The organism is Pantoea sp. NGS-ED-1003 (genome assembly GCF_000738765.1).
GTDB classification, from domain to species: domain Bacteria; phylum Pseudomonadota; class Gammaproteobacteria; order Enterobacterales; family Enterobacteriaceae; genus Pantoea; species Pantoea septica.
In genome coordinates this window covers 39,142-53,645 of the sequence record NZ_JPQA01000003.1, presented here as the reverse complement: position 1 = coordinate 53,645, position 14,504 = coordinate 39,142, and the positions used below count along the sequence as shown (strand labels likewise).

Here is a 14,504-nt window from a genome sequence, read left to right as displayed (position 1 = left end):
ATGCCGCGGCCTTTTTTCGTCGCTTAGCCGCCTGGCATCACCTCGCCGCCCTGCTGAATGGCGCGCTGCCAGGCGGCGCGCTGCTGCACGGTATTCAGCCACGCCGCCGTAGCGGGCATATCCTCCAGGCCGCCGCGCGACTGCAGCGCCAGCAGAGGAAAACTCATCTGGATATCGGCAATGCTGAAGCGCTTGCCCGCGAACCAGGGCTGAGCGGCCAGATGCTGCTCGATCATCTGGCGATGCGGCACCAGCTGCTTATCAAGCCAGGCCTTTTGCATGCCCTTGCCCAGCGCCGCGCCCGCCGGACGCAGCAGCCAGGGCACCGGCGCCTTGCCGAGGCGGCCAAAGACCAGCTTCATCACCAGCAGCGGCATCAGCGACCCTTCGGCGTAGTGCAGCCAGTAGTTCGCCTGCAGACGCGCCTGCTCGTCGAGAGAGGTTAAGCGCTGTTCGCTGTCATATTTGCCTTCCAGATAAGAAAGAATGGCGCCCGATTCTGCTACCACCTGATTACCGTCGGTAATCACCGGCGACTTGCCGAGCGGATGAACCTTTTTCAGCGCGTCCGGCGCCAGCATCGACGCCTCGCGCTGATAGCGTTTGATTTGGTAAGGCACTTCCAGCTCTTCCAGCAGCCACAGCACGCGATGTGAGCGCGACTGCTCGAGATGGTGGACGGTAATCATAGTGAATTCCTGTTATGGACCTCAGGCAAGTATAGCGCTCATCCTCTTTAGCGCGGCGGCTCGCCTTTATCGTCCTGTTCGGGATCGAGCAGCACCGCGCCGGAACCCTGCTGCGCCAGCCGGTCGCCGGGGTTGCGCAGCGGACAGTCGCGCATCGACAGGCAGCCGCAGCCGATGCAGCCGTCGAGGTCGTTGCGCAGGCGCGTCAGGGTTTCGATGCGCTTATCCAGCTCCTCGCGCCAGTGCTGCGTCAGGGCGTCCCATTCATGGGTCGACATGCGCTTGTTGGCGGGAATATGCATCAGGCTGTCACTGACGGTGGCGAGCGGGATGCCGATGCGCTGGGCGATTTTGATAATGGCGACGCGCCGCAGCACGTCACGGCTGTAGCGGCGCTGATTGCCGCCGTTGCGCGTGCTGGAGATGAGTCCTTTGCTTTCATAAAAGTGCAGCGCGGAGACCGCTACGCCGCTGCGGCGCGCGACTTCGCCCGGCGTCAAAACCGGTTTTGGGTAGTTGCGATCTTTTTTCATCTGGCTCTTTACCTCAAGTTAACTTGAGGAATTATACTCGCCTCCGTCAAATAACGAATCCCTCAGGACTAAAGGACGAGATTATGATGCAAGAAGAGATCATTCACTCCCTGACGCGCTGGATCGACCAAAACCTGGATAAGACGCTCTCAATCGATGAAGTGGCGGCCAGATCCGGCTATTCAAAATGGCACCTGCAGCGTATGTTCCGCACCGTGACGAAACAGACGCTAGGCGGCTACATTCGCGAACGTCGCCTGACGCTGGCGGCGGAAGCGCTGCGCCAGACGCAGCGTCCGGTATTTGATATCGCGATGCAGTACGGCTATGACTCGCAGCAGACTTTTTCCCGCGTCTTCCGCCGTCAGTTTTCGCAGACGCCGACCGCCTATCGCCACTTTATGCGTCGCCAGGCGATTCAGCGTCCACGTATGCTGAGCTTCGACTGTAGCGAACCTGCGGCAAGCTATACCCAGCGCACCACCGGGGAATGTTGTCCAGTTCGCTAAGCCTCAGGCGCCCTTTACGGGCGCACCTTCCCGCTTTCCTCGCCTAATGCCCTGATTTTCTGAACAACATTTCGATAAAAAAATTTCTACCATACCAGGTACAAATTTTGTTCAAAAAATCAAATCCAGTGATATAATGTGACCCAGCTCACATATTACACCCTTTATGACGGCGAAAAGCCTTTCCCTGACCACGCTTTTCGTCGCCAGTGATGTCCGGTAACCGTCAGGGATAATCACTTAGATTCAGAGGCTTAAGTCGATGGCGACCATAACCACCAGCTTGATTGTCATGCGTTGGGAACTGCTCAGCGCAATCATGATGTTTTTTGCCAGCACCCTTAAAATTAAATTCCGTCAGAGCAGCCATCACGTGATGGCGTTTATGTGCGGCGGCGTCGGTCTCGGGATGACCTGCTGGTTCGTGATGGGGCTGCTGGGCATCTCGCTGAGCATGGAAAACGTGCATCACTTTATGCTGGTGACCAAAGATACCTTTATTCAGGTGATGAGCCAGACCCCGCCTGACTGGCCGATGCCTTAATCGTTAGCCAATAAAAAACCCCGCATAGCGGGGTTTTTTATTACAGGCGGTTTACGTAGCTGAAAGTGGCAGGCATGGCCCGAAGAGCAAAGCGTCTCGCGCCAGGGACGGCGCGGACCGAGCGAGCATGGATGCGTTAAGCGACTTTGCGATCGGGCCATGCCTGCCGCGCTAGCACATTGCTTAAAGCCAATAAAAAACCCCGCATAGCGGGGTTTTTTATTTTGCTGTGTGACTCAAACTTTCTTCAACAGCGCAGGGATATTCACGTCCTGCACCGAAACGCCCGGTATCTGCGTGCCGCGGCGATCCTGAATCCACATATCTCCCATCATCTGGTTAAGTCCGCGATCCAGCCCTGTCACCAGACCTGCGCCCGGCGTAAAGGTCAGCTCGCCGAAATAGATGCGGCCTTCATGGATATACCAGTCCACGCGCACATAGTCGAAATCGCTCGCCAGCTTCTTGCTCAGATCGAGCGCGTGCTGCAGCGAATCGGCGATTTTCGTCACATCGAGGCCGGTATCGCGAATCTTGTGGAACGCTTCGGTCAGATTATTGACGTAAAAGTTCATCGACAGCTGCGGCTGACAGCGGTTGTAGATCACCTGCAGCACATATTCAAAGCGGCCGTCGCGCTTGTTGAACATATGAAACTTGTAATCGATCGGTGCCGTTTTGCCGTCGCCAATATACTTTTCAACCAGAATACGCGGCTTGATATAGCGATAGTGGATCTCGCGCGCCTCGTTGGCAAAGTCGGTCTTCAGCCACTTATAGCAGCTGTTGATAATCTGCTGCTTGCGCAGCGCGTCCGGCTCTTCCAGCAGGATCTCTACCATGTTGGAAGCGTGGTTCGGCTTGATCACCGTGCCCTTCCAGCATTGCAGACTGTTCAACGATGCCGGATCGGTCGACTCATGCACCAGCGGAATCAGGTATTCGTTGCCAATCTTCTCGGCGATATAGTCGCGCACCGAATACTTATCCGAAAGGCGGCCGTAAATCTGGTAGTCGCCATAGACGAACTTGCGGTACAGCACCTTTTCGTTGAAGACCTTGGGTTGACGCAAATTGGGCAATTTTTTGAACTTGTGGAAGTAGTAAATGCGGTCCTGGTATGCCCAGGGCATCTTCTTAATGAAGTACTGCACACTTCTTCTGAGTTCATCTTTCAACTTAAACATATCTGACCTCATTTGTAGGTTTTGTAGTTGAGTGAGGAAACCTGAATTCTTTGAATGACGCCGTTTTTGAAGAAGTAATTCATTACGGTAAGGGACAAGAGTTCCGACACGAAGACGCTCCATGCGGCGCCCATAATGCCGTAGCCCTGGATCAGCCACCATGAAAGCGGCAGGCTGATGACCATCAGGCAGATGATTTTCTTCAACAGATAGTTGAAACCACCCTCTTTCACCATGTAGCGGTAGGCTACGGTGCCCATAGCGGAGAAACAGGTCGCCATTGACAACAACGTAATGAGACTTCCTGACTGTGTGTATTCTGAACCGTACAAAGCGATGATGATTTTCTCGCCGAACAGCGCGATGACCAGCAACATCATCAGTGAAACTCCCATGACATAGCCGTTAAGCCGCGCTGCCAGCTTAATAGCCACTTCGCCGCGTTCCCTGAAGATTTCAGTGAAGCATGAAGTTATGAGCGCCACGGGGATGAAAATCCACGAAGCCGCGATAGTGTTGGCCGCCGCAAACAGCCCGAGATCGCTTGCCGACGCGATGCCGGCTAAAAACATCTGCGCAGCTTTAACCTGCACTGAAATAAAAATGCTGGAGATCGCCAGCGGCAGACCGGCGTACATCAAATAGCGCAGATAGGCGCTACGTTTCTCCTGCGGCGGAGCAATATCCTGCGTTTCGCGGTAAAAGTTGTATCGCTTGATAACGTAAGGCACCAGCGTCACGGCCACGATAGAGAGCGTCAGCCATGCCGGATTCAGGCGCAGCCAGGCGATGACGAAGCTGATGGTAAAGCTCAGCAGCATGCCGAGCGAGTTCGCAACGGTATTGAGCCGGGAGGCGAGGCGCGCGTTGTTGTAAACGCTGAAGGTGTCCTGCGTCACGAATACCGAGGCGACGAACGACGCCAGCGTGAACGCCAGAAAGTTTTGCGGCATGGTGAACCACACCCAAGCCAGCACCGGCGCTGCGGTGACCAGCAGTAAAATCATGCGCAGCGTGCGCGCCACATTCATCAGGCGCAGCCCTTTCGGCGCGCTTTTGCTGATCCGCTTAAACAAGATAGTTTCGGTACCGAAGATGGCGACGGTCTGGACCATTGAAAATAAAGAGGTAGAAAACGCCATCTGGCCAAATACGGTTGGCCCGAATGATTTCGCCACGTAGGAGGTCACAAATATGACGCCAAAAACCGAGACGATCTTCTCAGACATCATCCAGGCGGCATTAGACATTACGCTTAATTTCATTGACTCATCCTTTGCATTACTTACTTCAACCGCTTCGGTACAACGTCCCTGTAACGAATTAACAAGCGCTCAGTGGGCCTGGCGTTATTTAAAGATTTCAAACCAGGCTGGTCCGAAAAATGAGAATCAGAACACGATTCGGTGAATATTTTCAGGATAATTCTGATTAAATTTGGCTCAGAATGGCAAATCTGGAATCGATTTCACGATGAAAACAGAACCCATTCGCAAGCCATTTCCCTGCGAATTTAGCAAGCACGTTATGCTAAATATCAAATGTACGTAGAAATTTTTCGTATTTGGGATGGGAAGAATCTATAACAAAAATCCCTGGCCAGGAAGGTGCGCCCATCCGATAAGAATAAAATAAGATTTATCCCATGATGATATTTATTCTAAATATCTTAATTTAACCCACGCAATTCTAATCGCGCACTTTAATACTGCATTAATAGTTTATTTACAGTGCCAGATATTAATACAGTACATCTCATCCATTAATCGATAAGAAAGGTAAGAGCATTTATGAGAAAGTCACGATATAGCGAAGAGCAAATCACAAATGCCATTAAAGCTTCTGAATCAGGGGTTAAAGTCAGGGAGATTTGTGACGAGCTGGGGATCTCTGAGGCCACCTTCTATAGCTGGAAGAAGAAGTTCTCCGGCCTCTCTTCAGAGGAAGGAAGAAGAATCAAGGAGTTAGAAGATAAACTACAAACACTTACCCGTGAGCTGCAAACGCTCAACTCAGATAAGGAGATGCTGCAAAGCGTATTGAAGAACTTCTTTACTACCAACGAGAAGCGTCAGGCGGTCAACTTCCTGCAGAGCACGTTCGACATCGGCACGCGCCGCAGCTGCCGCCTGCTCGATATTAGCCGCAGCGTTTATCACTATCCGTCAGGCTCGGAAAATCGATAAAACCAATAATACTGCCCTAAACTGACTTAGCGCTGAGATTGTTCTTACCAGAAGAGATGATGACACTTTAAGATACCATTCGTGGCTTTAATTTTCGTTCCATGCATTCCTGATGGGTTTGCAGCCGGATCGATTTTCATTTTTTGCGGTAATATTGATAAGCACCAGCAAAAGTCTCGCATTTCTCGCTACTTCTCCTCTTGCCCAATCTCATTTCGATGAGATTGGTGCTTTCTGCTTTACATCAGGCATGTTAATGCACGGCGCTAAAACTCTCTCCTTCCATTAAGCTGCGCTGAACAGCTTTTCTAAGAGAAGCCATTTTTACTTCAACATAGCCTGGCACTAAGTTTGCATCCAGTGGAGAATATTTAATCAACTTCAAATAACCGGAGCGGTAAAAAAATGCCAGGAATTTTCCTGGCTGAATGGTTTATCAATGCTTATCGCTTTTCATATTCGGGTGCTAACTCATATAAGATTATTCAGCATAAAGATCGCCGAAGCTAAAGTTTCGTAAATTTTCTCATTGGGAATTATTCTTAATAGCCAGCTCCTTTCTGGAAAAAAAGGTGGTTTATCAGACGCTATTCTCAGGGCCAAATGCCAATAAAAACGCACCGGCAGACGATAAATATGCAGCAAAATGGCGAATTGATCGCCATTGCTCAGGTCTTAATGCCTGTCTGGGATGGAATATGAGCCGTCTGAAGAGGTAATTACGGCCTGCGATTGAGGTTAAGCGCTGTTTAAAGCGAGGAAAAAATGCGATCGCGATCGCTTTTTATTACGCTTCTCACCCCGCCCTTAGCGATTTAATAGCAAAAGAGCGGCAAATTTTGCCGCTCCGCTCTGCGTATTATTCTTAAAACGGTGTGAAATCAGCGGGTCAGCGCCTGTTAAATAAGGTGCTGGCCGGAGGAATTAATGCTCAATCGAGGTCAGCAGCGGCTCAGGCTTGATGCGCATCGCCCAGAGCACGCCGAAGATCAGGCAGAGAATACCGGCCAGCGTCAGCAGCGGCGGCCAGCTTTGTCGCCACAGAAAAGTCCACAGCAGGCCGGACAGCGTTTCGAATACGATAAGCGGTCCCATAAAAACCGTCGGCAGTCGCTGGCTGGCGGCATTCCAGCACAGGGTGCCGAGCCAGGAGCAGAGCAGGCCAATCATCAGCATCAGCGGCAGAAACAGCTGCGGTTGCGGGCCAAACGGCAGCGCGAAGTTCGGCTGCTGCCACGCCAGTTGAGCCCCCACCAGCGCATACATCACCAGCGCCAGCGGCAGCGTCACGATCCCCTGCGCCGTCGCCCAGGTGGCGGGCTTGTGCTGCGGATGGGTGCGCAGCCAGCGCGCGTTGCGCAGCGGATACCAGGTCCAGCATGCGACCGCCAGCACCGCCAGCGCGATGCCGCTCAGGTAGCGGGCTACATCCCATTCGCCCTCCTGCCCGCGCAGTTCGGCGATATTGACGCACGCCAGACCGGCGCCGATCGCCAGCAGCGCAGGCGTCAGCCGACGCCAGGCCAGGCGTCCTTCAAGATGGCCGTAAAGGAGATTGGCGGTAATCGCCATCACCACCGGCAGCGTGCCGATAATCATGGTGGATACCGGCGCGCCGGTGCGCTGAATCGCGCTGGCGAGAAAGGTGTAATAAAGAAGGTTGCCCACCAGCGACAGTTTTAGCGCCTCGCGCCAGTCAGCCGGCAGCAGCTTACGCAGGCGACGGCGATCCAGCCAGGCGAGCGGCAGCGCGATCAGGCCGAACGCGACATAGCGTCCGGCAGACTGCAGCGCGCCAGGATAGTCCGGCACCAGCAGCGGCCCAACGAAAATCAGTCCCCACATCAGCCCTGCGGCAAGGGCAAAAAACACGCCAGCTAACATCATCTCTTCCTTTATTAAAGTGCGTAAGGAAGTGTGGCGGAAAAAGCAGGGAAAAATCTTGTAGCAGATTGCGGTTCGCCCTAAGCGCCGCGCACCTGTTTTTGATAGCGCACCGGCGTAATGCCGTAACGCTGGGCGAAAGCGCGGGTGAGATGCGCCTGGTCGCTCAGGCCGACGCTCGCCGCCACGCTGGCGGCCGACAGCCCGCGCGCCAGCAGCAGCTTGGCTTCATATAGCCGATATGCCATCAGCATCTGATGCGGCGTAACGTGAAAGTGGGCGCGGAAGGCGCGCAGGAAATGCCACGGCGAGAGCCCCGCCAGCGAAGCCAGCTCTTCCAGCCTCACCGACTCGGCCAGATTGTCGCGCAGGTAATCGCGCACCTGGTCGAAGCGGTGACGCCCCTCTTCTTTGCCTTTATGTGCCATGCGCGCCAGCGGCCTTAGCTGCGCCAGCACTTCGCCCATCAGGCTTTGCCGCGCCAGCGGGCTGTCGGCCAGCCACAGCGCCGACAGCGCCTGCGATAGCGGCAGCGCCAGATGCGAGTCGGTGCGCAGCGCGTCGCTGAACCACCAGCCGCGGTCGCCGGTAAGCTGCGCCATCTCATCTGGCTGGATATAGATCATCTGATAACGCCAGCCCTCATCACAGGCGGACTCGCCGGTGTGTAGCTCGTCGGGATTCATCATGACCAGCGAATGAGTCGGCGCTGTGTACTGCGCACCGCGATAGCGAAATCGCTGCGCGCCCGATTCGATAGTGCCGATGCCGAAAGCCTCATGCGTATGCGGCTCAAACGCATAGCGGGTGATATGCGCCTGATAGAGTTCTACGCCTGGCAGCTCGGCAAACTGGCGAAACTGCGCGCGATCTTTTTCGCAGGGAAAAATAGCCGGAACGCCCTCCACCTCGATCTCCTCGTTAACCAGACAGACTTTCAGCATGCCAGCGACAGCTGGCGAATTGCAAAAGAGTTTTGTGCTTTCGCGACGGCCGGCGCGCGCAATGCGCATTTTTGACAAGCCGTGCTGACGCGGCGCAAGGCGGCGTATTTCATTAACACCAGACGAAAAAAAGCCCCGCATAAACGGGGCCTGAGATCCTGATGCGATGGCGCAACAATCAGAACGGGATATCGTCGTCGAAATCCATCGGCGGTTCGTTGTTGTTGCTCGCCGGGGCGCTCTGCGGCTGCGGACGCGACTGCGCGCCGCCGCTGAACTGGTTTCCACCCTGCGGCTGCTGCGGCTGGCCCCAGCCGTTGTTGTTGCCGCCGCTCTGCTGGCCGCCGCCCATCGGCGCGCCGCCTGCGCTGGCGCCGCCCTGCTGACGGCCGCCCAGCATCTGCATGGTGCCGCCGACGTTGACCACCACTTCCGTGGTATAGCGATCCTGGCCGCCCTGGTCCTGCCATTTGCGGGTGCGCAGCTGGCCTTCGATATAGACCTGCGAACCTTTACGCAGATATTCGCCGGCGACTTCCGCCAGCTTGCCGAACAGCACGACGCGGTGCCACTCGGTGATCTCTTTGTTTTCACCGGTCTGCTTGTCACGCCAGCTTTCCGAGGTGGCCAGCGTAATGTTGGCAACCGCGCCACCATTCGGCATGTAGCGCACTTCCGGATCCTGACCCAGATTCCCGACAAGAATCACTTTATTTACGCCACGACTGGCCATGTTGCTCTCTCCCGATGAGTTGTTACTTAAGAGTCTAAACGATCAATTCTACCACGTCCTGCTAAGCGTTCCCACTTTCGAGCCGCCTCGCAGAGGCGCTCATTTTACACCCAAAAAGCAAAAAATACTGGATATTTAATCAGTCTATTTTTTGTGCCATAATACCCTGTTTACGCTAATCGTGTCCGCAAGACACGGGGCGTGCTGCTCAATCCGGGAAAGGTGAATGGATAAGATCGAAGTTCGTGGTGCCCGCACCCATAATTTGAAAAACATCAACCTGATCATCCCTCGCGACAAACTCATAGTGGTCACCGGCCTGTCAGGCTCCGGTAAGTCCTCTCTGGCGTTTGATACGCTCTATGCGGAAGGTCAGCGCCGCTACGTAGAGTCGCTCTCTGCCTATGCGCGTCAGTTTCTTTCTCTGATGGAGAAGCCGGACGTCGACCATATCGAAGGTCTGTCGCCCGCTATCTCTATCGAGCAGAAGTCCACTTCACACAACCCGCGCTCTACGGTCGGCACGATCACCGAGATCCACGACTATCTGCGTCTGCTGTTCGCCCGCGTAGGCGAGCCGCGCTGCCCGGATCATGACGTGCCGCTGGCGGCGCAGACCGTAAGCCAGATGGTGGACAACGTGCTGGCGCAGGAAGAGGGCCGACGCCTGATGCTGCTGGCGCCGGTGGTGAAAGATCGCAAGGGCGAACACACCAAAACGCTGGAAAACCTTGCGGCGCAGGGCTACATCCGCGCGCGTATCGACGGCGAAGTATGCGATCTCTCCGATCCGCCGAAGCTGGAGCTGCAGAAAAAGCACACCATCGAAGTCGTCATCGATCGCTTCAAGGTGCGCGAGGATCTGGCGACGCGTCTCGCCGAGTCCCTTGAAACCGCGCTGGATCTCTCCGGCGGGACGGCGATCGTCGCCGATATGGACGACGCGGACGCGGAAGAGCTGCTCTTCTCCGCCAATTTCGCCTGCCCGATCTGCGGCTACAGCATGCGCGAACTGGAGCCGCGTCTCTTTTCGTTCAACAACCCGGCTGGCGCCTGCCCGACCTGCGACGGTCTGGGCGTGCAGCAATATTTCGATCCTGACCGCGTGGTGCAGAACGGCGAGCTGTCGCTGGCTGGCGGCGCGATTCGCGGCTGGGATCGCCGCAACTTCTATTATTTCCAGATGCTGCGCTCGCTGGCCGAGCATCTCAACTTTGACGTCGAAGCGCCGTTCAACACCCTGAGCGAGAAAGCGCGTCAGGTCATTCTCTACGGTTCCGGCAAAGAGAATATTGAGTTCAAGTACATCAACGATCGCGGCGACACCTCGGTGCGTCGTCATCCGTTCGAAGGCGTGCTGCACAATATGGAGCGCCGCTATAAAGAGACGGAATCCACCGCGGTGCGCGAGGATCTGGCGAAGTTCATCAGCAACCGCGCCTGCGCCAGCTGCGAAGGCACCCGCCTGCGTCGCGAAGCGCGCCACGTGTTTGTGGAGAACACCAATCTGCCGACCATCTCCGATATGAGCATCGGCCATGCGATGGATTTCTTCCGCAACCTCAAGCTGAGCGGCCAGCGCGCCAAAATCGCGGAGAAAGTGCTGAAGGAGATTGGCGACCGTCTGAGCTTCCTGGTGAACGTCGGCCTGAACTACCTGTCGATGTCGCGCTCCGCAGAGACGCTCTCCGGCGGCGAAGCGCAGCGTATCCGCCTGGCGAGCCAGATCGGCGCCGGACTGGTGGGCGTGATGTATGTGCTGGATGAGCCGTCAATCGGCCTGCATCAGCGCGACAACGAGCGCCTGCTCAGCACCCTGATTCACCTGCGCGATCTCGGCAATACCGTGATTGTGGTCGAGCATGATGAAGACGCCATCCGCGCGGCGGACCACGTGATCGATATCGGCCCGGGCGCCGGCGTGCACGGCGGCCAGATCGTGGCGGAAGGCACGGTGCACGAAATCATGGCGGTGGAAGAGTCGCTGACCGGCCAGTTCCTTAGCGGCAAGCGCGAGATCGCGGTGCCGCAGGAGCGCGTGAAAGGCGATCCCACCAAAACGCTGAAGCTCAGCGGCGCGCGCGGCAACAACCTGAAAGACGTGACGCTGACGCTGCCGGTCGGCCTGTTTACCTGTATCACCGGCGTCTCCGGCTCAGGTAAATCGACGCTGATTAACGATACGCTGTTCCCGATCGCGCAGCGTCATCTGAACGGCGCGACCACCGGCGAAGCGGCGCCCTATCGCGAGATCAGCGGGCTTGAGCACTTCGATAAAGTGATCGATATCGACCAGAGCCCAATCGGCCGCACGCCGCGCTCCAACCCGGCGACCTACACCGGCATCTTTACGCCAGTGCGCGAGCTGTTTGCAGGCGTGCCGGAAGCGCGTTCGCGCGGCTACAATCCGGGCCGCTTCAGCTTTAACGTGCGCGGCGGCCGCTGCGAGGCCTGCCAGGGCGACGGCGTGCTGAAGGTTGAAATGCACTTCCTGCCCGATATCTACGTGCCCTGCGACCAGTGCAAAGGTAAGCGCTATAACCGCGAGACGCTGGAGATTAAGTACAAAGGCAAGAGCATCCATGAAGTGCTGGAGATGACCATCGAAGAGGCGCGCGAGTTCTTTGACGCCGTCCCGGCGCTGGCGCGCAAGCTGCAGACCCTGATGGATGTCGGCCTCTCCTATATTCGTCTCGGCCAGTCGGCGACGACCCTTTCCGGCGGCGAAGCGCAGCGCGTCAAGCTGGCGCGCGAGCTGTCGAAACGCGGCACCGGCCAGACGCTCTATATTCTGGATGAGCCGACCACCGGCCTGCACTTCGCCGATATCGCCCAGTTGCTGGAGGTGCTGCATCAGCTGCGCAATCAGGGCAACACCATCGTGGTGATTGAGCATAACCTTGACGTGATCAAAACGGCGGACTGGATTGTCGATCTTGGCCCGGAAGGCGGCAGCGGCGGCGGTGAAATCCTCGTCGCGGGTACGCCGGAAACCGTAGCGGAGTGCGAGAAATCGCATACCGCGCGCTTCCTGAAGCCTCTGCTGGCGAAAAAGAGCGCCTAGCGCTCCTTTCCTGCAAGCGGCTGGCGCCAGCCGCGTTAGTCCATAAAGGTCCTCTCAGGCCCGCCGCAGGCGGGCCTTTTTTTACTGCATATTTCCTCCGATAAAAACAGAATCAGGCAAGATTCAGGCATGTATAGGCATAGCCGCGCTGACCTTCTGTGACTATCCTTTTAACGTTCCTCATTGGCGCGCTCTGTTGGCTGCGCCCTCTTATCACGGCGCCCTGCGCGCCGAACTCAAGACTCTATTCACGACACAACGAAGCTGGAGACACCATGAATATTACGCACGCCTACGCTGCTCAGGACGCGAAATCCCCGCTGGCGCCGTTCGATTACAAACCGCGCGAGCTGCGCGCGCATGATGTACAGATTGAAGTGTTGTTCTGTGGCGTTTGTCACTCTGACCTGCACCAGGCCCGCAACGAGTGGAAAAACACCCTTTTTCCGGTCGTGCCGGGACATGAAATCGTCGGCCGCGTGACCGCTGTCGGCGACCACGCCAGCAAATACAAAGTCGGCGATCTGGTTGGCGTCGGCTGCATGGTCGACTCCTGCCGCAGCTGTCCGAGCTGCCAGGAAGGGCTGGAGCAGTATTGCGAAGTCGGCTTCGTCGGCACCTATAACGGCCAGGATCGGGAAACCGGCGACGTCACCTACGGCGGTTACTCAACGGCGGTGGTCGTCGATGAGAACTTCGTGCTGCGCGTGCCGGAAAATCTGGATCTGGCGGGCGTCGCGCCGCTGCTGTGCGCAGGCATCACCACCTATTCGCCGCTGCGCCACTGGAACGTCGGTCCGGGCAAAAAAGTTGGTATCGTCGGCCTGGGCGGCCTGGGCCATATGGGCGTGAAAATTGCGCACGCGATGGGCGCGCATGTGGTGCTGTTCACCACCTCGCCGTCGAAAATTGAAGACGGCAAGCGCCTGGGCGCGGATGAAGTGGTGATCTCTAAAGATGCGGATCAGATGGCGCAGCACGCCAACAGCTTCGATTTCATTCTGAATACCGTGGCGGCGCAGCACGATCTCAACCCGTTTATCGCCCTGCTGAAGCGCGACGGCAATATGACGCTGGTCGGCGCGCCGGAGCACGATCACCCGGCGCCGCAGGTATTTAACCTGATCATGAAACGCCGCAGCATTGCCGGCTCGCTGATCGGCGGCATCGCCGAAACGCAGGAGATGCTCGATTTCTGCGGCAAACACGGCATTACTTCCGATATCGAACTGATTGCGATGAATCAGATCAACGAAGCCTACGAGCGTATGCTGAAAAGCGACGTGAAGTACCGCTTTGTTATCGATATCAATACGCTGCGCGACGAAGCGGCGGCGTAAGCAACACCCGGCGCGCGGCTTCAGGCTGCGCGCTTCTCTCAGACGCCCGCCGCGCGGGTCGCGCCAGCCTGCTGATAAGAGGCATCCACCAGATAGTAGATCTGCGAATCTTTCAGCGATCCGTCCAGCAGCAGCGTGCTCCAGTGCGTCTTATTAAGATGCTCGCTGGGAAAGACGTCGCTGTGCTCCTCGCGCAGCAAGTCCGCCAGCGCAGGCGTCGTTTTCAGCGACACCGCCGGACGCCCCTCAACCTCATGCACCATGGCGAACAGCACGCCGCCGCTTTTAATTTGCGTCGCTTTCCAGTCGCTGTGCACGCTCTGCTCCGCGTCCGGTTTGCTCATGCAGTAAGTCAGCAGATCTGACGTATTCATTTCGACTCCCCTTGTAAAGTGGCGACAATGCGCCGCGCGCCGCCGTGAATGCGGTGTTCCCCTAACCAGATGCCCTGCCAGGTGCCCAGCATCAGCCTGCCGCGCTGAACCGGCAGCAACAGCGATACGCCCAGCGTGGAGGATTTGATATGGGCCGGCATATCGTCGCGGCCTTCATAGTCGTGCTGGTAAGGCGCCGCTTCCGGAACCTGACGCATAAAATGGTTTTCCATATCGCTGCGCACCGTGGGATCGCAGTTTTCATTCAGCGTCAGCGACGCTGAAGTGTGCTGCAGCAGCAGATGCAGCAGGCCGGTCTGCACCTGAGCCAGCGCCGGAATTTGGCCGACGATCTCGTCAGTGACCAGATGAAAACCGCGTGATTTCTCACCGAGCGTGAGCGTTTGTTGATGCCACATGCCTTGTTCCTGAGTTGGTTACACCGTTTAAGTGTGCAATAAGTCGCGGAAAGGTAAACCTGAAGGCGAAAAAAAACCGTCAGCCTGAGCGGACGGTT

At 56.5% G+C, this 14,504-nt stretch carries 14 protein-coding genes; 5 read left to right on the top strand and 9 right to left on the bottom strand.

The window, feature by feature from the left end:
* Window positions 1-23: 23 nt before the first annotated feature.
* Both JS46_RS06500 and soxR read right to left on the bottom strand, forming a co-directional pair.
* The gene (locus tag JS46_RS06500) at window positions 24-689 is read right to left on the bottom strand and encodes a glutathione S-transferase family protein (protein WP_033749169.1); all 666 of its coding nucleotides are present in this window, start codon (window positions 687-689) and stop codon (window positions 24-26) included.
* A gap of 47 nt (window positions 690-736) precedes the next feature.
* Window positions 737-1,222, bottom strand: coding sequence for a redox-sensitive transcriptional activator SoxR (soxR, locus tag JS46_RS06495; RefSeq protein WP_033749168.1), 486 nt, complete (start codon window positions 1,220-1,222; stop codon window positions 737-739).
* An 83-nt stretch (window positions 1,223-1,305) separates the two neighbouring features.
* Here soxR and soxS point away from each other — a divergent pair, with 83 nt between their 5' ends.
* Together soxS and JS46_RS06485 are read left to right on the top strand one after the other, a co-directional pair.
* Entirely contained in the window at window positions 1,306-1,731 is a 426-nt protein-coding gene (gene soxS / locus JS46_RS06490) for a superoxide response transcriptional regulator SoxS (protein ID WP_033749167.1), read from the top strand.
* Window positions 1,732-1,993: 262 nt separating this feature from the next.
* Complete coding sequence (locus tag JS46_RS06485) at window positions 1,994-2,275, top strand: YjcB family protein (protein WP_033749166.1); 282 nt, start codon at window positions 1,994-1,996, stop codon at window positions 2,273-2,275.
* A 236-nt stretch (window positions 2,276-2,511) separates the two neighbouring features.
* Here JS46_RS06485 and JS46_RS06480 read toward each other — a convergent pair whose 3' ends face one another.
* Together JS46_RS06480 and JS46_RS06475 are read right to left on the bottom strand one after the other, a co-directional pair.
* Complete coding sequence (locus JS46_RS06480) at window positions 2,512-3,462, bottom strand: ATP-grasp fold amidoligase family protein (protein ID WP_033749165.1); 951 nt, start codon at window positions 3,460-3,462, stop codon at window positions 2,512-2,514.
* Window positions 3,463-3,470: 8 nt separating this feature from the next.
* Window positions 3,471-4,727 (bottom strand): polysaccharide biosynthesis C-terminal domain-containing protein, encoded by a 1,257-nt coding sequence (locus JS46_RS06475; RefSeq protein ID WP_033749163.1) that lies wholly within the window; start codon window positions 4,725-4,727, stop codon window positions 3,471-3,473.
* Window positions 4,728-5,252: 525 nt separating this feature from the next.
* Here JS46_RS06475 and JS46_RS06470 point away from each other — a divergent pair.
* Window positions 5,253-5,648: a transposase gene (locus JS46_RS06470; RefSeq protein WP_033749162.1), complete on the top strand. Its 396-nt coding sequence runs from the start codon at window positions 5,253-5,255 to the stop codon at window positions 5,646-5,648.
* A gap of 924 nt (window positions 5,649-6,572) precedes the next feature.
* On the opposite strand, the gene JS46_RS06465 is transcribed toward JS46_RS06470, so the two are convergent.
* The 3 genes from JS46_RS06465 to ssb1 all read right to left on the bottom strand — a co-directional run bounded on the left by JS46_RS06465 (window position 6,573) and on the right by ssb1 (window position 9,209).
* Complete coding sequence (locus JS46_RS06465; RefSeq protein WP_033749161.1) at window positions 6,573-7,532, bottom strand: DMT family transporter; 960 nt, start codon at window positions 7,530-7,532, stop codon at window positions 6,573-6,575.
* Window positions 7,533-7,612: 80 nt separating this feature from the next.
* Window positions 7,613-8,440, bottom strand: coding sequence for an AraC family transcriptional regulator (locus tag JS46_RS06460; protein WP_033749620.1), 828 nt, complete (start codon window positions 8,438-8,440; stop codon window positions 7,613-7,615).
* Window positions 8,441-8,654: 214 nt separating this feature from the next.
* Window positions 8,655-9,209, bottom strand: coding sequence for a single-stranded DNA-binding protein SSB1 (gene ssb1, locus JS46_RS06455; protein WP_033749160.1), 555 nt, complete (start codon window positions 9,207-9,209; stop codon window positions 8,655-8,657).
* Window positions 9,210-9,435: 226 nt separating this feature from the next.
* Between ssb1 and uvrA the strand changes: the two genes are divergently transcribed.
* Both uvrA and JS46_RS06445 read left to right on the top strand, forming a co-directional pair.
* Window positions 9,436-12,273 carry an excinuclease ABC subunit UvrA gene (uvrA, locus tag JS46_RS06450; protein ID WP_033749159.1) on the top strand — a complete coding sequence of 946 codons (2,838 nt, stop codon included), beginning with the start codon at window positions 9,436-9,438 and terminating at the stop codon, window positions 12,271-12,273.
* Between the two features lie 275 nt (window positions 12,274-12,548).
* On the top strand, window positions 12,549-13,613 hold the full coding sequence (locus tag JS46_RS06445) for an NAD(P)-dependent alcohol dehydrogenase (protein ID WP_033749158.1): 1,065 nt from the start codon (window positions 12,549-12,551) through the stop codon (window positions 13,611-13,613).
* Between the two features lie 38 nt (window positions 13,614-13,651).
* On the opposite strand, the gene JS46_RS06440 is transcribed toward JS46_RS06445, so the two are convergent.
* Both JS46_RS06440 and JS46_RS06435 read right to left on the bottom strand, forming a co-directional pair.
* Window positions 13,652-13,987 (bottom strand): MmcQ/YjbR family DNA-binding protein, encoded by a 336-nt coding sequence (locus tag JS46_RS06440; protein ID WP_033749157.1) that lies wholly within the window; start codon window positions 13,985-13,987, stop codon window positions 13,652-13,654.
* A complete protein-coding gene (locus JS46_RS06435) occupies window positions 13,984-14,406 on the bottom strand; it encodes a secondary thiamine-phosphate synthase enzyme YjbQ (protein ID WP_033749156.1) in 423 nt (140 codons plus the stop codon). Before JS46_RS06435 ends, JS46_RS06440 begins: the two co-directional genes overlap by 4 nt.
* Between the last annotated feature and the right edge of the window lie 98 nt (window positions 14,407-14,504).